This window comes from Hymenobacter perfusus (genome assembly GCF_003944765.1).
GTDB classification, from domain to species: Bacteria; Bacteroidota; Bacteroidia; order Cytophagales; family Hymenobacteraceae; genus Hymenobacter; species Hymenobacter perfusus.
The window spans coordinates 247,052-269,930 of the sequence record NZ_RWIU01000002.1 but is presented as its reverse complement, the minus strand read 5'-3'; the positions used below and the strand labels follow the sequence as shown (position 1 = coordinate 269,930).

At 60.8% G+C, this 22,879-nt stretch carries 14 protein-coding genes and 1 tRNA gene; 6 read left to right on the top strand and 9 right to left on the bottom strand.

All coding sequences use genetic code 11. The features are described 5' to 3' along the window. Positions 1 to 2: 2 nt before the first annotated feature. The 4 genes from EI293_RS07320 to EI293_RS07305 form a co-directional block, all read right to left on the bottom strand. Positions 3 to 713, bottom strand: a complete 711-nt coding sequence (locus EI293_RS07320; RefSeq protein ID WP_125436498.1) for a DUF5819 family protein — start codon at positions 711 to 713, stop codon at positions 3 to 5. A gap of 50 nt (positions 714 to 763) precedes the next feature. Further along, positions 764 to 1,105 carry a hypothetical protein gene (locus EI293_RS07315; RefSeq protein WP_125436497.1) on the bottom strand — a complete coding sequence of 114 codons (342 nt, stop codon included), beginning with the start codon at positions 1,103 to 1,105 and terminating at the stop codon, positions 764 to 766. 160 nt (positions 1,106 to 1,265) lie between these two features. Further along, positions 1,266 to 1,601: a hypothetical protein gene (locus EI293_RS07310; RefSeq protein WP_125436496.1), complete on the bottom strand. Its 336-nt coding sequence runs from the start codon at positions 1,599 to 1,601 to the stop codon at positions 1,266 to 1,268. A 43-nt stretch (positions 1,602 to 1,644) separates the two neighbouring features. Then, a complete protein-coding gene (locus EI293_RS07305) occupies positions 1,645 to 2,001 on the bottom strand; it encodes a hypothetical protein (RefSeq protein ID WP_125436495.1) in 357 nt (118 codons plus the stop codon). A gap of 699 nt (positions 2,002 to 2,700) precedes the next feature. On the opposite strand from EI293_RS07305, the gene EI293_RS07300 reads away from it, so the two are divergent. After that, entirely contained in the window at positions 2,701 to 3,228 is a 528-nt protein-coding gene (locus EI293_RS07300) for a thiol-disulfide oxidoreductase DCC family protein (RefSeq protein ID WP_246010569.1), read from the top strand. A 471-nt stretch (positions 3,229 to 3,699) separates the two neighbouring features. On the opposite strand, the gene EI293_RS07295 is transcribed toward EI293_RS07300, so the two are convergent. After that, positions 3,700 to 3,775: transfer RNA gene (locus tag EI293_RS07295), tRNA-Lys, on the bottom strand. A gap of 195 nt (positions 3,776 to 3,970) precedes the next feature. Here EI293_RS07295 and EI293_RS07290 point away from each other — a divergent pair. Next, positions 3,971 to 4,573, top strand: a complete 603-nt coding sequence (locus EI293_RS07290; protein WP_125436494.1) for a hypothetical protein — start codon at positions 3,971 to 3,973, stop codon at positions 4,571 to 4,573. Here EI293_RS07290 and EI293_RS07285 read toward each other — a convergent pair. Then, on the bottom strand, positions 4,537 to 5,538 hold the full coding sequence (locus tag EI293_RS07285; protein WP_170170288.1) for an AraC family transcriptional regulator: 1,002 nt from the start codon (positions 5,536 to 5,538) through the stop codon (positions 4,537 to 4,539). The genes EI293_RS07290 and EI293_RS07285 overlap by 37 nt on opposite strands. A gap of 302 nt (positions 5,539 to 5,840) precedes the next feature. Here EI293_RS07285 and pckA point away from each other — a divergent pair, with 302 nt between their 5' ends. Next, positions 5,841 to 7,451, top strand: a complete 1,611-nt coding sequence (gene pckA / locus EI293_RS07280; protein WP_125436492.1) for a phosphoenolpyruvate carboxykinase (ATP) — start codon at positions 5,841 to 5,843, stop codon at positions 7,449 to 7,451. A 73-nt stretch (positions 7,452 to 7,524) separates the two neighbouring features. Here pckA and EI293_RS07275 read toward each other — a convergent pair whose 3' ends face one another. The 3 genes from EI293_RS07275 to EI293_RS07265 all read right to left on the bottom strand — a co-directional run bounded on the left by EI293_RS07275 (position 7,525) and on the right by EI293_RS07265 (position 13,236). Continuing rightward, a complete protein-coding gene (locus EI293_RS07275) occupies positions 7,525 to 8,277 on the bottom strand; it encodes a TerC family protein (protein ID WP_125436491.1) in 753 nt (250 codons plus the stop codon). A gap of 215 nt (positions 8,278 to 8,492) precedes the next feature. Beyond that, on the bottom strand, positions 8,493 to 12,047 hold the full coding sequence (locus EI293_RS22560; protein ID WP_125436490.1) for a M36 family metallopeptidase: 3,555 nt from the start codon (positions 12,045 to 12,047) through the stop codon (positions 8,493 to 8,495). A 382-nt stretch (positions 12,048 to 12,429) separates the two neighbouring features. After that, on the bottom strand, positions 12,430 to 13,236 hold the full coding sequence (locus EI293_RS07265; RefSeq protein ID WP_125436489.1) for an SDR family oxidoreductase: 807 nt from the start codon (positions 13,234 to 13,236) through the stop codon (positions 12,430 to 12,432). A gap of 213 nt (positions 13,237 to 13,449) precedes the next feature. Here EI293_RS07265 and EI293_RS07260 point away from each other — a divergent pair, with 213 nt between their 5' ends. The 3 genes from EI293_RS07260 (at position 13,450) to EI293_RS07250 (ending at position 22,791) form a co-directional block, all read left to right on the top strand. After that, positions 13,450 to 15,696: a GEVED domain-containing protein gene (locus tag EI293_RS07260; RefSeq protein WP_125436488.1), complete on the top strand. Its 2,247-nt coding sequence runs from the start codon at positions 13,450 to 13,452 to the stop codon at positions 15,694 to 15,696. Positions 15,697 to 15,777: 81 nt separating this feature from the next. Beyond that, positions 15,778 to 20,385 carry a T9SS type B sorting domain-containing protein gene (locus tag EI293_RS07255; protein ID WP_125436487.1) on the top strand — a complete coding sequence of 1,536 codons (4,608 nt, stop codon included), beginning with the start codon at positions 15,778 to 15,780 and terminating at the stop codon, positions 20,383 to 20,385. A 75-nt stretch (positions 20,386 to 20,460) separates the two neighbouring features. Further along, positions 20,461 to 22,791: an erythromycin esterase family protein gene (locus tag EI293_RS07250; protein WP_125436486.1), complete on the top strand. Its 2,331-nt coding sequence runs from the start codon at positions 20,461 to 20,463 to the stop codon at positions 22,789 to 22,791. The last annotated feature ends 88 nt before the right edge of the window (positions 22,792 to 22,879 follow it).

The window sequence follows — 22,879 nt, the reverse complement described above, 5'->3', positions numbered from 1 at the left end:
CATCAGTGGCGCACCAGATACAGGCGGTGAGGCTCACTGGTCAGGTGAGAGTAGCGAGAGTTGCGCTCATCGAAGTAATCCAGCTCCCGTTTGGAGAAGCGGGGAAACTCCTGATTGAGCACCTGGTACACCACGCGCACCGAATCGGGACTGGCCCAAGCCGGGTTGGTGGCGGCCAGGCGGCGAAACGTATGCCGCGAATACTGCAGAATGGCCCGATGCCCCGGCGAGCTGCTCACAACGGCCCGCAGAAACCGCCTGGTCTTAACCGTATCCTTGGCCAGCGTATCCTGCTGGGCCGCAAATTTGATGGCCTTGTTTTGCACCTCGATTACCTCGTTGGTAGAGGCCGAAATGTGCTTGAGTATTCGCTGCACCGGCGACCAGTAGCTGCCCTTTTTAAGGGTAGTGAGCGGCTCAACCACATCAACCCAGCCGGTGCGCTGCGCCTGGCCCTTCTGGTAAATTTCGTACTGGAACAGCAGCCGCTGGTTGGAGGCAATGGGGTTGGGCGCAAACAGATTCCAGGTTTGTGAAAACCACGGATTCATGTACGCCTGCAACTGATATTTGTACTGGTGACTGAGCGGGTTAGCCGGCAGCATGCTGAATGCCACCACCGAGAAGTGGCCGACCAGCAGCGTAACCAGTACCGCGTGCAGTAACCACCAGTAACGCCGGGGAAACAAGCGGGCCAGGAAAGTCAGTTTCATAGAGCAGGGCTGGAAATGAACGGATAAAGTACCAGAGCCGGAGCCTGGAGTTACCTTGCGGCGGCTTCGTGGTCGAACTCCGTAAAGTCGTTGCTGCTGTAGTTATCAGGGATGGTGGGTTGAGTGCCGCCTATGGTGAAGGTGGCCGCCTGCAGAGGCCCGATTATGTATTGCATGGCCGTAGTATCACCCGGCCCAGGATAGGCGTTGTGAGCCTGGAACGTACCGATACTCAGCAGGGAAAGCCAGGAAGTAGCCGTTGGGGCCTGGGCAGTGCCTGAGGCCTGGCTGTAGCTGCCGAGGGCCACGGTGCTCCGGGCCGAAATGGTTAGCAAGGCAACCGTCAGCAGGCCACTGGCAGCAAGACGGGACAGGGAGGAAGTCTGTTTCATGGAAGAAGTCGTATAGAAGAGAGGAACAAGTGCGCCAGCCCGGGTCGGGACGTATGCGTTGATGCTATGCGCAGAAATAAGGAATGCGGCAGTAAGGCGATACTGCTGGCTACCTGCCCAAAACCCTCCTGGTCAGGAAAGTTTGTTGGGAGGATGCCGGCTAAATAGCGGCTTGATTCAGGTCGAACCGGGAAAAATCATCACTCTGGTACATGTCCAGGGAAACGGAACTGATTACCTCTGCTTCCTTGCCTCTGGATGCTTCCGTGTAGCCAGTGTATACGCCGTAAGCAAAGGCTCCCACTACCACCACGCCAAAGGCTACGGCAGCCACGGCCGGGAACACTGCGGGTGCCATCTGGCTTTGCGTGGCGTTTGGAGCACTTATGTGCGTGTAACTCCCGAAGGCTACGGCGTTCTGGAGAGAAGCCGTGAGCAGCAGCAACATCAGCAGGCAAGTGGCGATAACACGTGGGGTTTTGTGTAATTTTTTCATGGTCAGCAAGTTGTTTTTAAGCTTGATTGTGCGTGAGAAAAAATCAGTTAGCAGCGGTTCGGTCGAATTCCGAGAAGTCGCTGGCCGCATAATTGGCCCGCTCAAAATCATAGGAAACTTCCGTTTGCTTACCAAACAGGTCGTGGGCGGCATGGCCCACAATAGTGCCTACTTCATAGGCCCCCACCACGGCCCCCACGGCCGCTCCCACTACGGCTACACCAGCGGCAATAGCGGCCCAGCCAATAGCGGCCTGCATCTGCTGCTCATTGGCCGAAACGTAGGTTCTGGCGTTGCTGTAAGTGCCCACGGCAACCGCGCTCTGCGCCGAAAACTGGAACAACGTCAGACTCAGTATTGCTACTGCAAACGGCCGTTTCATATTGCGTACTTTTTTCATCTTCTTGAAGGGCTTTAAGGATTGAAAAATGGACAATTGACCAGGAGGGTTATTATGTGAAATCTGTTTTCGCAGGGCAGGGACATGACAGTTCAGCGCACTTATTCACACGGAAATAAGCACTTGTTCCAGAAAACGCTACAGACTCTTTCTACTGCGTATTTAACCGCAGAATCAACACTTTATTTCTTTTATTTATTGCCATAATATTCAGGCAATAGTCTTCCGATTCGCATTTTCATGCGAAGTGAAAAATGTACTAGTGGCGCGTAATACGCAGTTGCTTTTTTTAAACAGCCGCGCAGCAGGTGCGGAAGAAATAAGGTGGGTAGTAGAGCGCGGACCAGATCGAAAACCGGAGCTGCCTGGTGCAGAAATCTGGAAACTACGGGCGTACCCATAGACTTACTCACAGTAATTCCTGAACTCAGGGCATCATTAGCCCAGGGAGAGCATCTCCGGGCGTACCAGCATGAATAGGGAGCAGAGGGCGCGAGATACGCCAAAGGTTATCAGACCCGCCGGTGTGAGCAGTTGCCTGATGGATAAGCGAGCAGTGATCTACTGAGGCCAAATAACAACTATTCTACATAGCAGTCAAGCGAACAGAGATAATATTATTTTATTTCTACTATCCATCAAATCTAATATCAACTACCAAACACCTAAAACAGGCATCAATGATGTATTGACACCTGTTTGCTAGCGACATTCGTTTTATTATTTTTAATTACGCGTATTTATCAGTTAATAGCATACCTGATAAGCCCTACGCATGCAAACCTGAGCGCAACGCCAAATCTTTACATTAAAAAATTTAACATGAACGATGTAATACTTTTTGATGGTGTCTGCAATTTGTGCGACGGGTTCGTCAATTTCGTGATTGACCGTGACCCGGCAGAACGTTTTACCTTTGTCTCATTGCAGGCGGAACCCGCCCGTAAGCTGCTGGCCCAGCACGGGCGGGTACTTCCCCTGAACACCCTCCCCTCTACTATTTACCTGCTGCGGGATGGGCAGGTGTATCAGCGCTCCGAAGCCGTTTTGCTTATTCTCCAGCAACTACGCTCCAACTGGCGCTATACTGCGCTGCTGCGTTACATACCCCGCCCGCTGCGCGACTGGGGGTATGAGCTGGTCGCCCGTAACCGCTACCGCATTCTGGGGCGCGAGGACGCCTGCCGAATCCCCTCTCCTGCATTACGGCGGCGGTTTTTATCCTAATTGCTTTCATCTGCGCTATTCCAGTCCCGGCAGGCTGAGACGGTATGGCCATGCCGGAAGATATTATTTCTTCTGCCATAGCAGCACCAACCGGCGGGGCAGCACCAATGCACGGTAAAGGCCATAAGGTGCGCCGGGCAGGAAGCCTGACATGTTCAAAAAAGCCCAGGATGTCTTCGGGCTGCTGCTCTGCTGAGTTCCTATCCGCGCAAAACCCGGGCAGTGCTGAATAGTGCGCAGAAGCCCCTGCGCCTTCGCGGCTGTTTGTTGCTTCGCAGATAATTACCTTTTGTTACCGGGTCGCCAGCCGGAGCACCGTTGCAGGCCAGTTGATGCATCAGCCGCAATCCTATTCTCGGACCTATCCAAATAAAAACTGCGCTGTTTATTGGTGGCTTACGCATAACCAGCAATCCTACTCTCGGACCCAGTAAATAAAAAACCCTCACTACGCTACGCAGTGAGGGTTTTTGGTGATCCCGCTGGGATTCGAACCCAGGACCCATACATTAAAAGTGTATTGCTCTACCAGCTGAGCTACAGAATCAGTTTCTTTGTAACCAGTGGGCGTTTCCCGCTGATTGTGGCACAAAAGTAGAGGACCGAATTTAACCGTGCAACTGTTTTGCTGAAAAAAGCACACCTTTTTTTCCTACTTCCGGCGGTATTTCTCCAATCCGTTCAGGCACAAAAAGTTACTTCCGTACTCCCAAAAGCCGATTCCCTGTTTCAGGCTGGCCAGGTGGAGCAATCCTACCCGCTGTACCGCCAGGCCCGGGAGCAGGTGGGCGGTGAGCAGTCAATTCGGCAGCTATTACGCATGGCGTATGTTCAGGAAGGGCTGGGCCATTATCCGGCAGCCCTCTATTACCTGAGTGTAGCACAGGCATGGCAGCCCCAGTATAGCACATGGCGCAAAATGGTGGCAGTAGCACAGGAGCATCGCCTCACTGGTTACCCCGATACGTGGCGGCAAAATCTGGCCATCACCATCCAACGCTATTATTACCGTTTGCTGCAGGGGCTGCTGCTGCTGGCCGTAGTGGTTGGCATTTTACTGCTATTACGCCGGCGCACTGCTGATCGGGCCTGGTGGGCCACGTACGCGGTATACTTGCTGTTGGTCGGGCTGTTTCTAAACCTACTGGCCCCCGGCCGGGTAGGGCTGGTCGCCCGGCCCCGCGCCCCGCTCATGACCGGGCCCAGTGCCGGCTCGGCGTGGCTGACCACGGCGGCGGCCGGTGACCGGTTTGAAGTGCAGGGCCAGCAGGATATCTGGTTCCGGGTGCAGTGGCAGGGCCGCGACGCCTATATCCGTCGTCCCGATTTGCTACTGGTGGAATGACGGGGAGCCTGCCCCGACCCTTTACTGACTGCTGGGCCGTCTGGTTCCGGGACTTCGGGGCGGGCGGCGGCGGGGTAGGTTTCGTCGCGGTAGGCGCGGGCACGGTAGGCCACGGGCGAGAGGCCGGTGTGCTTGCGGAAGAAGCGCGTGAAATAGCCGGAATCGGCAAACTGCAGGGTGTAGGCAATTTCCGAAATCGAGGAGGACGTGTACACCAAATGGTTGTGGGCGCGCCGGATGGTGTTGGCATTCACGATTTCCAGGGCCGATTTGCCTTTCACCGCCTGACAGATGCGGTTCAGGTGCACGGGCGTGATGTTCAGCTCGCGGGCGTAGTCCGAAATTTTCTTCTCGAAGGGTGCGGCCCGGGCCACGCTTTTCTGGAACTCGTGGAAGTAGTGCAAGTTGCGGTTGGAGCTGCCGTCGGCCTTGTTCTGCTGGTGCTTGAGCAGACGGAACAGCTTCACGAACAGCAGTTTAAAATAGGCATTGAGGGCCAGCTGGCGCTCCGGTAGCTGGGAGTGCATTTCGGCGTGAATCAGCCGCTCCAGGGCCAGCAGCTCGGCAAAGCTTTCCTCCTCGGTAAACTCGGTGAGGACATATAGGCTGTTGAGCTCGATGAGAATGGAGGGGCTCACCTGCAGAATCGTGTCCAGCAGCGCCTCGGCAATAGTCAGGGAACGGCCCTTTACCTGGGGGCTGAACGTGAAGCCGTGCACCGTGTTGGCCGGAATCAGCACCACGCAGGGCGTAATCAGCTCCTCCGAGTCGGCCCCGGCATCCAGGGAAGCCTGCCCGGCTTCCAGGAAAAATAGTTGGTAGAGGTTGCCGTGCACGTGCGGCTTGAGGCCCCAGTTGGTGGTGCGGGGGCGGGGCGCAATCAGCTGGCTGTACACGTAGGTGTGCGAAACCTGGGCCTTATCGTCGCCATACAGGCCGTTGTAGTGGGCAATGTCCTTGGGCATACGCGGAATAGTGAAAGGCCAGCAGCGGCCCGACGGGCAACGGCCGCCTGAAAATGTTTGTTTTGTCCTGGTAATATACCGAAACATCTCATTCGATCCGGCGCGGCGACGTTAGTTTTGTGTAGCAATCCAGTAGCTCTTTTCCTGCTACCGCCTCCTTAGCCACTATTCGTCGGTTGCGGTACAGTTCGGAGCATGTTTTGTTTGTCCGCGTTGCGGCGGGCAGCCACCCGGCCGCCGCAACGCGGATTTCTGCCTTATTTCCCACATTTTCCCTCCCACCTCACTTCCCTCCCACTCGTATGGAAGCCCTCCACTCCCGCCTTTCGCCCCTGGGGCTGACGCCCGCTGCCCCGGTCCATCTCAACCTCACGCCCACCGAGCTGGTGCAGCACGCGCTGCGCCGCCACGAAGGCACCCTCACCGATACCGGTGCCCTCATGGCCGATACTGGCACCTTCACCGGCCGCTCCCCCAAGGACCGCTTCATCGTGCAGGACGCCCTCACCCAGGACGCCGTATGGTGGGGCGACATCAACATTCCCTTCCCCCAGGAAAAGTTTGAGCAGCTGCAGGGCAAGATGATGACTTACCTCCAGCACAAGGAGCTGTTCGTGCGCGAAGCCTACGCCGGGGCCCACCCCGCCTACCAGCTCAAGCTGCGTATCGTCAATGAGCTGGCCTGGCACAACCTATTCTGCTACAACATGTTCCTGCGCCCCGCCGAAGGCGCGGACACCAGCTGGGCGGCCGACTTTACCATCATCTGCGCCCCCGGCTTCGAGGCCGACCCGGCCGTGGACGGTACCCGTCAGAAGAACTTCGCCATCCTCGATTTCACCCGCAAAACCATCCTGATTGGCGGTACCGGCTACGCCGGCGAGATGAAGAAGGGCATCTTCGGCGTGCTTAACTTCCTGCTGCCCCACCAGCACGATACGCTCAGCATGCACTGCTCGGCCAACGTGGGCCAGGACGGTGATACGGCCATCTTCTTTGGCCTCTCCGGCACGGGCAAAACCACCCTCTCGGCCGATCCGGCGCGTGGTCTCATCGGCGACGATGAGCACGGCTGGACGCCCAACGAGGGCATCTTCAACTTCGAGGGCGGCTGCTACGCCAAGGTCATCGACCTGAGCCGCGAAAAGGAGCCCCAGATCTGGGACGCCATCCGCCCCGGCGCCATTGTGGAGAACACGCGCTTCGTGCCCGGCACCACCACGGTGGACTACGCCAACAAATCGGTGACGGAAAATACCCGCACGGCTTACCCCATCAACTTCATCGACAACGCCGTGGAGCCCTCGGTGGGTGCTGCGCCCAAGAACATCTTCTTCCTGACGGCCGATGCCTTTGGGGTGCTGCCGCCCATCAGCAAGCTGGATAAGAGCCACGCCATGTACCACTTCATGAGCGGCTACACGGCCAAAGTAGCCGGCACGGAAATGGGCATTACCGAGCCGCAGACCACGTTCTCGGCCTGCTTCGGGGCCGTGTTCCTGCCGCTGCACCCCACCAAGTACGCTGAGATGCTGGGCCAGAAGATGGATGAGCACCCCGATACGCAGGTCTGGCTCATCAACACCGGCTGGAGCGGCGGCTCCTACGGAACCGGCTCGCGCATGAAGCTAGCCTACACCCGGGCCATGATTACGGCCGCCCTCAACGGGCAACTCACCGACGTAGCCTTCACCGAGCACCCCGTCTTCGGCGTGCAGGTACCGGCCGCGGTACCCGGCGTGCCCACCGACATTCTGGACCCGCGCAACACCTGGGCCGACCAGGAGGCCTACGACCGCACGGCCGCCGACCTAGCCGGGAAGTTTGTGGCCAACTTCCAGAAGTTTGCCGACTTCGCCAACGAGGACATCCTCGCCGGGGCTCCTAAAACCAAGGTTCTGGCCGAAGCATAGGACAGCACTTACTGTATGAAAAAGGCCGGCTTTCCGTTACGGAAAGCCGGCCTTTTTCCGTCTTGTCAGCTGATTAGCGGGCGGCACGCTGCCGCGTCCAGGAAATAAGCAGCGGCACGGCAAAGATGGCTACCGTGAGGATGGTCAGGCCGGCTTCGGCGGTTTCGCTGCTCAGGAAGTGGCTGAACGGGTGCGCCGGGAAGTAGTGCTCGAACAGGGAAAGCAGCAGCTTGAGGCCCAGCAGCCCGATCACCACGAAGGCAGCCGTTTCCAGGAACGGGTATTTGCCCATCAGCAGCACAAAGGCCTGCGCCACCAGCCGCATGGCCAGAATGCCGATAAACACGCCGGTACAGATCAGGATCAGATTATCGGTGAAGGCTACCACGGCAAACACGTTGTCGATGGAAAAGGCCAGGTCCATCAGCTCAATGAGGGCCACCGTGGCCCAGAACTGCCCAAACAGACCCAGCGTATTGCGGTACACCCAACTCTGCTGCTTATCCACGCCTTCCTCCCCAGGAGCATTCTTGTCACGGAAGTGGTCAAAAACGAGGTAGAGCAGGTACAAACCGCCCAGGGGCTTGAGAAACCAGACTTCCACCAAGTACGAGGCAAACAGAATGCAGATGCCCCGGAACACGTAGGCCCCGATGATGCCATAGCGGAGGGCTTTCTGGCGCTGTTCCCTGGGCAGGTCGCCTACCATGGTGGCCAGCACGGCCGCGTTATCCACGGAAAGCAGGCTTTCGATGATGATGAGGTTACCGACTACCGCCAGGGCCGCCAGCGGGTTATCGAGGATTTGTTGGAGGTGTTGATTCATGCTGGAGAAAAAAGGGCTGTGGCAACTCAACGCTACCACGGCTGCTGCGCGGCTTGTACGCTGCCAAGCCGGCCGAAGATATACCCTATCGGCGGGCCGAAGCGCTTAACTTCGGCTCTACTTGCTGCCAAAAGGCTATAAACTGACACCAAAGAAGGCTCTTCCACTTGGTGGAAGAGCCTTCTTTGGTAGTTGCCGGAAGTACGGCCGGACCTTTACTCCCGCACCACGCGCAGCACCATCCGTTGTCCGTTCGGGAACTGAGCCTGCACCAGATATAGGCCGGCCGGCAGAGTAGCCGTATGGGGCCAGGTGATGGTGGTAGTGCCAGCCGTTACAGCATTCAGTTGCTGCCGGTGCAGCAACCGGCCGGTAGCATCGGTAAGCACCAGCACGAGGCCGGGCTGGGCAACGGGCGTCGAGAGCACCAGCCGCACGCCTTCGGCTCCGAAGGGAGTTGGCACGGCTGACATCAGCAGGCCATTCTTCGCTTGCTGGGTGCTGAGCGGACCAGCAGGCGTAAGGAAAATGGGGTTCTGATACGAGCCCGCCAGCGCGTTGGCGTTGGTAAACAGTTGAACCTGCTGAATACCGCCGCAGCCGTTTATTACCTGGATATCATCTATATACCAGCCTTCATAGGCCGTCCCCTCATCCGACTGGGCCTGGAAACGCAACCGAATACTCTGGCCGCTGAAGGACGACAGATTGAGCGTAGTGCGAATGAAAGCCGCTGCGCCGGTTTCCGTGGACGAAATTCCCGAGAAGCAGGGTTTATCAGGCGAAGCTGTGGAGGCATCGAACACGGAATTGTAGCCGTTCTGGAGGAAGTACGGGGCCGCGTCAATCCAGGTAGCGCCGTTATCAGTGGAAATAGCCACCATGCCGCCATCATACGAGGGCTCCGTGTTGTAATAATGATAGAACGACAGCAGGGAGAAGTCTACCGGCGTGAAAGCCGCCGAAGTAAGCGTGGCATCGGAAGGGGTAATGGGCTCAACGGCCTTCCAGGAAGTAGTGCCGCTGTACGCCCGGGCGGTGCTGGGTGCCCAGGGGCTGCTACCGGTCAGTACGGCCGGCGTGAAGCCGCCTACGGTGCTGGTTTCGCGGTTGTCGTTTACCACCGTAGTCGTGTTGCAACCTTTGCCAGCCGCCGTTACGGCCTGAACCTGGAACGTGCGCGTCTGGCCGGGCGTGAAGGCCAGGTTGGCAAACGTGACGGTATTGTTGCTCCCCAGCGTACCGCCACTGGTGCTGCTCACGTAGCTCAAATCAGCCGGCAACTGCGCCTTGATAGAGTATGGAGCCTGCTGGGCCTGGCACTCGCAGGTAGCCGAGATGTTGATGGCAAACTGGTTACCCGTCAGCAGCTCGGTGTTTTTGCTCAGGCGTACGCCGGGCAGGTCAAAAGCGGCCGTTTGGTCGGTGGCACTGGTAGAGAGGCCCTGGACAGCGCTGGCGCCCATACCCCGGCGGGCAAACGCGCTCCAGATCAGGCAATGGTACCGGCCGTTATACAGCAGGGAGTCGGCGGCCAGAATAGCGTCGCGCGAATCGAGGAAACCTGGCTGGCAGGGCTGCAGCTTCATGCCCTGCATTACCAACTGAAGCGCAATGGCATTGCCACCGGTGCTGGTACCGGTGTACAGGTTCGGCTCGATGCGGCCCTGCTGCTGGATCAGGGCCCAGGTCATGTCCCACAGCGCAGCGCACCACACCTCGCCAATAGCGTGCGACTCGGGGCTGGCAGCAACGTTGCTGTAGGTAAGCGGATTGACACTCAGGCTGGTAGAATATGGATACCGACGGATACCACCACCCGTAGGTGCTTGTCCGGAGGCGTACGTACCCACGGCCCGACCCGTAGGGCCATCTGTCAGCTGGGCAGTTTGCCAGTTGGTATTCAGCATCAGGGCCAGGTAATCACTCCAGCCTTCGCCGCCCTGCTCCGCATTACCGAGGCAGCTGGCGTTGGCCGGCCCGCCGGTGAGGCGGTTCGACACACCGTGGCCGTATTCGTGCACCACAATGCCGTTATCAAAATCCCCATCCAGCTGCGGCGCGGGCAGCCCGATGGTCAGGCTCACGGTAGCACCGGCAGTCAGCTGGGCGGCCAGCAGGTTGCCGTCGGTGGTAGAAACCATGACGGCCGGAATGGTCAGGGCATTGTTGGAGCCGCCCATAGCCACTGGAGCGCCGGCATTGTTCACCATGATAACGGCCCGGGCCCCGGCGTTCTGCGCGTTCAGCACCTTATCGGTGTAGTTGCAGGTGCCCCGGTAAATGAGGGCAATTTTGCCGGTGAGGGTGGTAGAGGAGGGAGTGGTACAAGCCAGGTGAGAAGCCGGGTTGCCGGGGTCGTTGTAGAACACCAGGTCGCCGGTTACGGGGCCTACGCTGACCAGCTTGTTGCTGGTGCTGAAGGCGCTTTCCACGGTGGTATAGCTGCCAGCCACGGGAGCGGGGGCCGTTACCGTCAGATTACGGCTGGCGGGCGCGCTCCACAAAAACATCTGCATCCGCCCCGACGCTCCGTCGGGCGGGGTGCTGAAGTTGGCGTTGTTGACGCCGTTGCCATCCTGGGCTTCGGCCCGCACATGGTCCTGCCCGCTGCCACCGCGCCCGATGTTATCCGTCTGAAAATTGCCGGCGGGTTCGGTAAAGCCATACTGGTACAGAACATCGTGCACGATGTTGTTCCAATAGAACAGATTTACGGTAGCTGCCCGGCGGTTTTTGCCCAGTTGCGGGCTGAACGCAAAATCAGGGACGTAATCGAACACCAGGGAGCTGGCGGAGGCACCGGTAGAGGCCGCAAACCGGCCGGGAGCATTCGTTTTCAGACTGTCATCGTAGGCCCACACGTTGTTGCCGCGCGTGTCGGCGAAGTCGGTACTGCCATTGAAGTGCCAGCCGTGCGTGGTGGCGTTGTTGCCGCCCCCTGCTTTCAGCCACGGCGACGACTCAGTTTGCAGCCGGCTGCTGCCCGGGCTTTCCTGCGGATAGGGTATTACGTAGTAAGTAGCCGGGGTAACGGCCGCAATTCCTACCGTACCGATGGGCTGCCAGGCGGCGGGGCGGGCAGCACTGGTGCTGCCTGCTGCCGGAGCCGTCCGGGCTACCGTTTCATGCACCGTCCAGTTATCCTGATCCAGCACCTGTCCCGTGGCCGCATCTACCCGGATGTTGAGCCAGTCAGAGGAGTCCAGCAGATCTACGTTTACGTTCCAGGCCAGATGCAGCTTCTGAGTGTTATCATACACCCACACCAGGCTGGCAACAATGTCGCGGCGGGCTACCCCAGCGGCGGCAAACGTCTGCCGTTGGTCGGAGCCGGTACGGGCACTGGTGGCCGTGGGGCTGCTCAGGCGGGCAGCAGCCAGCGGAGCCAATGCCCGGTTAACGGCCGTAGCCGCTTCCAGAGCCGGCGTAGCCAAAAGCCCGGTGAACTGGCGGCTCGGAACAAATGCCCCGGCGTGGTGCTTGAGCTGCTGGTTTTTGAAGGCCAGGGTCAGCACCCGGTTGTACACCGGAATACCTTTATGCAGCTGCTGCACATACACGTAGGTGAGGCCGGTGGCCGCATCGGTGTGGGAACTGGACACCCGCATGTCGGCGGCGGTAATGGGGCCGCCGGCCCATTGCTGCCGGCTTTGCCAGGCTTGCTCGGTACCGGCCGAAGCCGCGCTGTTTTGGGCGTGAACCGGGGAGGCACAGGCTAACGCCAAAAGCCCCGCTGCCAGCCAGTTGGAGGAGTAGAGTTGTGTCAAGTAGTTGGGGTTTGGTTGTGGAATTGATCAGAAAATGTGGGCCCTGCATATCCGCATGGATCAGCTAAAGCTCTGGTAACCGGCCGCTGCGCCCGTAAGGGCAACGCAAATTGACCGGAACGTCCAGCAAGTTAAGCTGCCTTTTATCATTATGGCAGAATACAAACACTTTTTCTGCATCTGCTCCACAGCCCGGCTTTTGTAAGCCGACAAGTATGTACTATAGGACCTTCTTCTTTGAAGAATTCACATTTCTCATGTGGCGGTCTAGTCTCACTACCTCCTGCGCACGAGCAAGAAAGAGCTGCCGGGTAATGCACTGGAATGCAAAACCCGGCAGTTCTTCCGGCTACCTACTACAAAGAAATATGCGGCGGCTGGTTTACAGTACGAAATCCGGCTCTTCTTTTCGGAAGTGATTCAACACCAGCTTATCGGCCAGCCCGGGCAGCCATTTATTGAGGAAGACGGTGAGTTTGCCCGTGCTGGTAAGCACCAGGTCGCGCCGCCGCTCGCGCACGGCCGCTACTAGGTAGCCCGCCACTTCCTCGCTACTCATCATCTTCTGCTCGTCCCGCGGCGACTCGCCCTGCCGGGAGCCATCGGCGGCCAGGGCTACGTTGCGGATGTTGGATGCCGTGAAGCCGGGGCAGGCCAGTAATACATGTACTCCCTGGGGCAGCAGCTCGGTGCGCAGAGCCTCCAGAAAGCCGTGCATGGCAAACTTGGAGGCCGAGTATCCGGTTCGGCCCGGCAGCCCCCGGTAGCCCGCAATGCTGCTGACGCCCACAATGGAGCCTTTGGCCTGCGTGATGTGCGGCAGCGCGAATTTGGTGGCGTATACCGTTCCGAAGAAGTTGGTTTGCATCAGCTGCCGGATAACGTCCAGGTCGGCGTCACGGAAGAGGGCGCGCATACTGATGCCGGCATTGTTGATGAGCACATCGAGGCGGCCGAAAGCGGCTACGGTTTCGCGTACGGCCCGCTCCGAGTCGGCTTCCACGCCTACGTCGGCGCGTATGGTGAGGTACTGGATGCCCAGGCGGGCCAGCTCTTCGGCGGTGCTTTGGAGCTTGATTTCGTCGCGGCCGGTAATGGCCACGCGGGCCCCGGCCTGCCCGAAGGCCAGGGCGGTAGCCCGACCAATGCCGGAAGTGCCGCCCGTGATGAGGACTACTTTATCTTTCATGAGGGAAGAAGGCGTGAGAAAACCGCCATAGAAGGCGGGCAAAACTACGGGTATTTTTGGCAGCCTATCGGCGTACAGCCGCAATTTACCGATTGGTGGCAGCCTACTTCCCCCTTGGTTTCTATATTGAATTCGCGGCCGGGAAAATTGTATTTTGTACCGGATTGCGGTTACCTTCGACCTTTCCCTCCCCCGCCTTTTACGTGCTTATCTATGACGCAACCCTTACGTACTATTTTGGGTGGCAAGGTGCGCTATGCCGCTGGTTTACTAGCCCTGGCTTTACCCCTGTTTTCATCGGTGGCACAGGCCCAGAGTTGCCCGCCGGCCGCCAGTGCCTGTACGCCCGGCAGTGCCCCTACGGCCAATATTCCGTTTGGCATGGGCATTCTGAACGTCACGCTGGGCACCATCAACAACACAACGCCGGGCATCCAGGACGGCTATAAGGATTACTCCTGCACACTGGGGGCGGCCACGCTCATTATCGGGGCCGATGTTCCCATCAGCATCCGGACCAATACCAACGCCGATGAGAACGTACGGGTGTGGGCCGATTTGAACAATGACGGCACCTTCAGCCCCACGTCGGAGCTCTTGTTCAGCAGCAACACCAAACGCACCCATACCGGCACGGTGCGGCTGCCCAGCGGCACGATAACGGGCGTGCGGCTGCGGCTGCGCGTGGCTGCCGACTACGTAAACGCGACCCTGCCTTCTCCCTGCTCCACGCCGCAGTACTCCCAGACGGAAGACTACGCGGTTATTGCCTCGGCCAGCACTCAGGCTCCGGTAACGGATTTTGTGGCCGACCAAACGCGTACCTGCTCGGGCACCGTGCAGTTTACCGACCAGAGTCAGAACGGGCCCACTGCCTGGCGCTGGGACTTCGGCGACGGCACCACCAGCCTGTTGCAGAACCCCAGCTACCAGTACACTACGGCCGGCACGTTCACCGTGACTCTTACCACCAGCAACAGTGTGGGCAGCAATACCAAAACCCGCGCCTCGTACATCACCTATGATAACGTGGTGCCGGTGGCCGCGACCTGCGCTCCGGCTACGGCGGCGTTCTGTTGCGGCTACGGTATCACGCAGTTTACTCTGGGCACCCTCACCCAGATTTCGGCCAATGGGCAGGCGGGCTACGAGGATTTTACCTGCAACGGCAAGGTGGAAGTAACCGTTGGCAACCGGTATACGCTGCGCCTGACGACCGGCCCCGGCAACCCGCAGGATACGCGGGTGTGGCTGGACCTGAATAACGACGGGACTTTCGGCAGCGGGGAGCAGATTTTTCAGGCGTTGAACACGAGCAATCCGACCGGTACGTTTCTGGTGCCGGCCACGGCGGTACTCAACCAGCCTCTGCGCCTGCGCGTCGTTTCCGATTACGTAGGCTCCTCCTTCACGGCCTGCGACGGTGTTCAGTATGGCCAAGCGGAGGATTACACCGTGACGGTGCGCGCTAATACCAGCCCGCCCACCGCCGACTTCACCTCCAACTACACTGCCGGCTCCTGCCAGGCCGCTATCCAGTTCACAGATATCAGCCAGAACGCGCCTACCGGCTGGCTCTGGACGTTTGGCGACGGTTCCACCAGCATCCTGCAGAACCCCAGCCACACCTACGCCAACACCGGCTCGTACACTGTGAGCCTGAGGGCGACCAACGCCTTCGGCACCACCACTGTTACGCGCGCCAACTACGTGGTGGTAACGGTGCCCTGCGTGCAGTACTGTACCGCCCTCGGCGACAATGCGGCTTTCTGGATAACCAACGTGAGCCTGACCACTCCGCAGGCGACTACGTTCAGCAACGCCTCCGGCGCCAATACCAACGGCTACGGCAACTATGCCGGCCAGATCATGACGCTGCGCCAGGGCCAATCCTCTACCCTTACGGTAACCGCCAACGCGAATTTTCAGCGCGTGACCACGGTGTGGGTAGACTGGAACCGGGACGGATTCTTTGCTACTTCTGAACTGGTTTCCAATCAGATCAGCACCAACCCCGCTACCATTCCGGTGCCGGTACCGGCCCTGCAAAGCGTAGTGGGCTTCACCCGCATGCGCATCATTGCCCGCCTCAACAACAACTCGGCCTACGCCTGCACGGGTACTACTGCGCAGCCCAACACGGAGATTGAGGACTACAGCGTGCAGGTGGTACCCGCTACGGCCACGCAGGAGGCCCAATCCCTGCCGGCCCTGACGGTTTTTCCCAACCCCACCACCGATGGACACCTGCACCTGCGCCTCGCCAATGCCCGGGCCGCTGACACCTATTCCGTGGCGGTGGAAAACATGCTGGGCACCTGCGTGTACCGGGGCCAGTTGCGCCTGGGCACCGCCGCCGATGCCGGCATCGACCTGAGCGGGCTGCCCCGGGGCCTGTATGTACTGCGCCTGCGGGGCAGCCACGGCCAGAGTGCCATTCGCCGCGTGCTGCGCGACTAGCCCGGCCGGCGCTTTTTCCGGCCCCACGGCCGGCCGCTCAGGCAGCTTCCCTTTCCTTACTTCTTATCCTGATTCTGGCGTATGCGCACACCTTTACTGCGTACCTGTTTGCTGGTGCTTATCTGCCTGTTGGCGGGAATCCGGCCGGCGGCGGCCACTCACCTGCTGGGCGGCGAAATGAACTACAAGTATCTGGACGCCAATGGTCCGTCCAATGCCCAGTACCGGTATCAGGTAACGGTCCTTGTTTACCTGAATAAGGAAGCCGGCTCGGCAGCGCCCGATGGCCGCCCCAGCGTGGACATTGCCTTCTACAATAAGTCGCAGGGTGGGGCCCGGATTTTAACCATGACGGTGCCGCGGACCAGCTTTGCCGAAATCACGCCCCCCGCGCCTGGGGGCTGCACGCTGCCCGGCAGCCAGCCGCCCCGCGTGACGCTGGCCAAGTACGTGACCATCGTGAACCTGCCGCTGTCGTTTGATGGCTACTACGCCGTGTACACCGACATTGCCCGCAACGTGGATGTTACCAACCTGCAGAACCCCGGCAACACCAACATGACGCTGTACACGGACATGGCCCCACCCCTGATTCCGAATACGTCGCCGGTTTTTTCGGATACCGCCGTAGCCGTTATCTGCACCGGGGACACCAGTATTATCATCAATAATGCCTACGATGCCGACGGCGACCGGCTGATTTATTCCTTTGGCACCCCTTACCAGGGCAACTCACCATTCGGGGGCTTCACGCCGCCACCTCAACTGGTCACGTACGCCAACGGATACAGCGTAACCCAGCCTTTTGGGCCGGGCGCCGGCAGTTTCGCTTCGCTGAATGCCAGCACCGGCCTGAGCCGCTACGCGGCTCCTATTCAGGGCAAGTTTGTGGTAGCGGTGGACGTGAAGGAATACCGTACCATTAATGGGCGGGAAGTACTGGTGGGAAGCACCCGGCGCGACGTGCAACTGGTAGCCCGGCAGTGCCAGCCCAACCAGGCCCCGGTATTTACGCCGCCTTCGGTAGTGGTCAAGGATTTCACAGTGGAGGAAGGCCGGCCCATTGCCTTCAACGTTACCTCGACTGACCCTGAAGGCAAATCATTGACAATGAAAGTAAATAGCCCGCTTTTGGATGGCACCGGCCCGTTTGATTTTAGCGTGAACGGCAACCAGGGCGTGGTACCGGCGGGCAGCCCCACGGGCAGCGTAAACATCACGGGGACGGGCAGCGTGACGGGCAGCTTTCAGCTGAACTCCCGCTGTGGCAATGCCCGCGCTACACCCTACGATGTGGTGGTTACCGTGAGCGACAATACCTGCGGCAGCAAGAGCATTTCGGAGATTTTCCGGATTACCATTACCCGCGCCGCCGGCCCCAACCGCATTCTGGGTGACTCCATCATCTGTGACCGGGCGCAACCCCGCACGTACACGGCCGCCGGACCGGCTCCCGCCTCCTACCGCTGGACGGTGCGCGGCGGCATGATTCAGGGCACGGCTACTGCCGGTACGGTGCAGGTGCTGTGGGGCACGGCAAGTACCGGCACGCTTACCCTGCGCGGCGTTTCCAGCCTGGGCTGTCCTACCGATTCGATAGTTCGCAACGTAGACATACGCACCGGTACCCTGAGCGTAAGTGCCGATGTGAGCATCTGCGTGGGCTCCTCGGCCACCCTCACGGCCAGCGGGGGCCAGACGTACACCTGGACCAGCAGCACCGGCCAGACGTTTACGGGAACCAGCATCACGGTAGCCCCCACCCAGACCACCATCTACACCGTACTGACAACGGATGGCATCTGCACGATTACCCGGCAGGTAACGGTAACCGTAAATCCGCTGGCTACAGTCGATGCGGGCAGCAACCGCGCCGTATGCTCCGGGGAAACAACGGTACTGGGCTCGGCTGCCATTACTGGCTACACGTACCAATGGAGCCCGGCAATTGGCTTGAGCAGCAGCACCGCCGCCCAACCGGTTTTTAGTCTGACGAATACAACCGGCGCGGCTCAAACATTCACCTATACCGTTACGGCCACCACGGCCCAAGGCTGCACCAACACCAGCACCGTAACCGTTACGCTGAACCCGGCCGCCGTGACCGATGCCGGCCCCGACCGGGCCACCTGCTCCGGCATTGCGGTAACGCTGGGAACGGCCGCCATTGCCGTCCAGACCTACCAGTGGAGCCCCACCACCGGACTGAGCAGCAGCACGGCAGCTCAGCCCGTTCTCACCCTCCCCAATACCAGCACCGCGCCCCAGCTGGTCAGCTACGTGGTGACGGCTACCACGGCGCAGGGCTGCGTGAGCCGGGATACGGTGCGTATCACCATTAATCCGGCGGCGGTAGCCAGTGCGGGCAGCAGCCGGGCCGTGTGCTCGGGGGAAGCCATTACGCTGGGCTCGGCTGCCATTACTGGCTACACCTACCAGTGGAGCCCGGCAACCGGTCTGAGCAGCAGCACCGCCGCCCAACCGGTTTTCAGCCTGGCGAATACAACCGGCGCGGCTCAAACATTCACCTATACCGTTACGGCCACCACGGCCCAAGGCTGCACGAATACCAGCACCGTAACCATCACCCTGAACCCGGCCGCCGTGGCCAATGCCGGCCCCGATGCGGCGCTGTGCGACGGAAAAAAGGTGACTATCGGTACCTCGGCGCTGGCGGGCTATACCTACCAGTGGAGCCCGGCCGCCAACCTGAGCAGCAGCACTGCTGCCCGGCCGGTTTTCACAGCCCGCAATGCCACTCAGTCGCCAATTACGCTGACCTACGTAGTGACGGCTACTACCGGCCTGGGCTGCGCTTCGCGCGACACGGTACGCCTCACCGTGAACCCACGGCCGCTGCCCGACAGCATCCAGGGCTCCGTATCGGTGTGCCCCACGGTACAGAGCGTGGCCTACAGCATCCGAAGTCCGCGCAACACGGCGTACCAGTGGCAGGTAACGGGCGGTACTATTGCCAGCGGCCAGGGTACTCCCAGCATTACCGTCAACTGGGGCGGGGCCACGGCGGCGGCAGCTGTAAAGGCATTCCAGCTGAACTCCTTCGGCTGCTCATCGGACACCATTACGCTGCCGGTGCGCGTGAATCAGCAGCTGGCTACCCAGCGGCCCACCGGCCCGGTGCAGGTATGCATCAACGCCGGCCCGTTTACCTACCAGACGCAGTACACCAACGGTTCAGTGTATGCCTGGCAGATTGTGGGCGGCACGCAGATAAGCACCAACCAGGCCGCCGTGCAGGTGAACTGGACGCGTACCGGCCTGGTGAAGCTGGTGGTCACGGAATCGAGCAACCCGGCCGGTGGCATCTGCCGGGGCACCAGTGACACGCTCTACGTAAACGTGCTGCCCGCGCCCGCCACTAACCTGGCTATCAGTGGGCCGAGCCGCGTGTGTGCCGGGGCCGGCAACCTCACGTTTGCCCTGCCCGGCGCGGCCAACTCCACTTACGCCTTTACCTTCAACGGCACCACCGTCACGGGTACCGGCAACACGCTTACGCTGCCCGTACCGGCCGCCAGCGCCACGCCTTACACCGTTACCATCCGCGAAACCAACTCCAATGGCTGCGTAGGCCTGCCCTACACCAAAACCTTCCTGGTGGTACCGCCGCTGGCTATTACCGGCCCGGCCAGCTTCTGCCCCGAGTCGCGCACCGGCCTCAGCTTCTCTACTGCGGCCCTCATGGGTGGCCAGTATCAGTGGACGCTTACGGGCGGCACCATTACCAGCGGCCAGGGCACCGGCACCGTGACTATTGACGTACCCGCCGGCGCTACCAATGCTGTGCTGAGCGTAACGGAAACCACCAGCCAGAGCTGCGCCGCCACCTTCACCATTCGCCCCGACAACGCCGCCGTGGCCCTGAACACCGCCTCCGTGGATGCCGCTGCCAGTGACCGGAGCATCACGCTGGCACTGCAGATTCCCAACAACACGGGCAACACCAACCGCGTGCAGATTCTGCGACGCGACGCGGGCAGCACCGGGGCTTACACCACGGTGGGCAACGTGACCAACACGGCTACCACCTTCACCGACAACTCGGTGGACGCCGACAGCAAGGCCTACCAGTACCAGATCAACCTGACTAACGCCTGCGGCACCGTGCTCAGCAGCCAGCAGCACACCACCATCCTCACCAAAGCCACCGCCACCCAGAGCACCGGCGGCCGCAACGTGGGGAAAGTGGCGGTGAACTGGTCAGCCTACCAGGGCTTCTCGGTGAAGGAATACCGCGTAAGCCGCGTGGCCGATAACGGCACCTCGGAGGTAGTAGCCACCGTGGCGGCTTCCGTCCTGAGCCTCGACCTGCCCAGCAGCACGGCCGGCTTCAACCAGTGCTTTCGGGTGCAGGCTGTCAGCACCGAGGCTACGGCCCGCACTTCTTCGTCCAATGATGCCTGCGTGGCATTCGAGAACAAGCTGGGCTTCTACAACATCATCACCCCGAACGGCGACGGTAAAAACGACGTGCTGGTGATTGATAATGTGGCCCTGTACCCGCGCAATACGCTCACCATCTTCTCCCGCTGGGGCAAGCAGGTCTACGAAACCCGCAACTACCGCAACGACTTCGGCGGTCAGGAGCAGAGCGCGGGCATGTACTACTACCTGTTCAAGCTCGAGGACGGCACCAGCTATAAGGGATGGTTTGAAATTGCGCGCTAGCCGATACTAGCACCTGGTAAAAGGCCGTTCGGAATAGCCGGGCGGCCTTTTTGCTTGCTCTTCTTCCCGTGTTCTATGCGCTACCTATACCTGCTGCTGCTCATTCTAGTCCCGGATTTCGGGTACGCCCAGGCCCGGCTCAACCTCAGTTTTGAGCCCGAAGCCAACCGCCACCAGCCCCTCCTGCTGTGGAATACCCGGATTCCGGCGCTATCGGCGCGCGTGTTGCGGCTGGATACGCTCACCAAAGCCGCCAGCGGCAGGGGTAGTCTGCTGCTGGATCTGAGTACAGCCGAGGAGCCCGTGGGCGGGGCCGTGTACACCAGCATTTCGCCCGTCGACTCCCTGCGCGGGCACACGGTTACCATCAGCGGGCAGCTCCGGACGCAAAACTTCACCGGCAAAGCCTTTCTCTACGCCCATGCCCAAACGGCCACGGCGGGCGAAAACCTGGCCAGCAACGACGACTTCTCCACCCCAAACCTACCGACCAACTCGGAGTGGCGGCGCGTACAGATTCAGCTGCCGGTCCCGGCCGGAGCCACCAGTCTGCTGCTGGGGTTGCGGTTTCTGGGCCAGGGGCGCGTGTGGCTGGATGACGTGCGCATAGAGTGGGGTCCCGGCCAGCGCTACCCCGACCAGCTCCTACCCGGCACCGAGCCGCTGCTGCTCAGCGCCGCCGCCCGCCAGCCCGACTGGGACTTTGAGCGCCGCCCCGCCGCCCTCCCCGACCCGCGCTACCGCACCCGGCCCGACTCAGCGGGACCCGCGCACGGCCGGTACAGCCGGCGGCTGGAACCTGGCCGTGCTGACGCCCCGGTTTACGCCTACCTCGGCCAGGCCCCGCTGGATTCCGCCCTGCGTGGCAAAACGCTGGTAGTGCAGGGCCAGCTGCGGTACGCGGCAGCTACACCGGCACCCGCGCTGTACTACACCCTACTGGCCGAAAGCAACGGCCCGGAAGGCCGGCGCGGTGCCCGGGAGCCATTGCGAGAGCTGCCCTTGACCACTACCGCCCAACCCGGCACCGGGTGGCAGCCGTTTCGGGTGGAAGTACCAACCACCTGGAATGCCTATTACACGCAGCTGGTGCTGGGGCTGCGCCTGGCGGGCGCGGGGCCGGTGTGGGTGGATAACGTGCAGCTGCTAGTAGATGGCAAGCCCTACGCCCCGCCCCGTGACCTCGCCGCCCCGGCCCTACCCACGGCGGCGGAACTGGCCTGGCTCCGGCAAACCGCCGTACCGCTGCGCACCACCCTGCCCGATGCCGGCGACACCAAAGACCTGGCCGCGCTGGGCAAGCTGGTGGGTAAAGCCCAGGTTATCGGCCTGGGCGAAATGACCTACGGCTCCCGCGAAACTGCCCAGCTGCGCCACCGCCTACTGCGCTACCTCATCGAGCAGAAGGCCCTGCGCACGGTGGCCCTGGAAGCCGATGCCGCCGCCTGCCTCGCCCTGAACGACTACCTGCAAACCGGCCAAGGCAACCCGCGCCAGCTGGTGCAGGACCTGGGCTCCTATAACTCCCCCGAAACCCTAGCCTTGGTCCAGTGGCTGCGCACTTACAATGAGCGGGCCACCAGCAAAGTGCAGGTGTGGGGGCTGGAATGCCAACAGCCCACGGCCCTCACGGCTTATCTGCGGGAAATGCTACCCGAACGCGCTACCGCCTTACGGGCCCAACTAAATGAACTGGGCCGCCAGCTACACCAGCTGTCCGCCGCTGCTATTCGCCTGAACCCCTTCACCGAACCCGGCAAAACCGCTCCGCAGCTCACGGCAGCGCGGGCGGCTTTGCAGCAGATACGTACGGCCCTAGACGAGCAAAACCGCCTGAGCGGCAGCCTGCTTTTGCCCGAAGCTGCCCTGCAACGTCAGTTACTGGTGCTGCTGGAGCAGTTTGCCGGTCAGCACACCCTCGACCTGGACCTGTCCGCCACCTACCGCGCCAACACCCTGGCCGAGAACATTCATTGGCTGCACCAGCAGGCTCCCGGCGGCCGGCTGGCAGTACTGGCGAACAACACGGTACTGGCCGCCACCAACGGCACCGGCCAGCGGCTGCGGGCCACCTACGGCCCCGACTACGTGGCGCTGGGCACGGCCTTCAACGCCGGCAGTTTCCGCACGACAGACGGCGGCGCCGGCTTCCGCACGGCCGTAGCGCCAGCTGCCGAGCCGGGCAGCTACGAGTATTATTTCCAGGCCGCCCGGCTTCCTCTCTCTTACCTAAACCTGCGCACCGTGGGCCTCACCGCCGGCACCCAGTGGCTGCACCAGAACCTGCTGCTGCGCGACGTAGGCTACACGCTGCCGCCAACGCAGTTTCTGCGCCACGACCTGCGCCGGGAGTTTGACGCCGTCCTGTTCCTACCCACCACCACGGCCCTCCAGATGCTACCCTAGCTTTTAAGGTCTTCGACAAGACCTCCGGATGCTTCGACACGACTTCCGAAGCCTGTTCCCAACGGCTCCCGACCCGGCCCCAACGCCC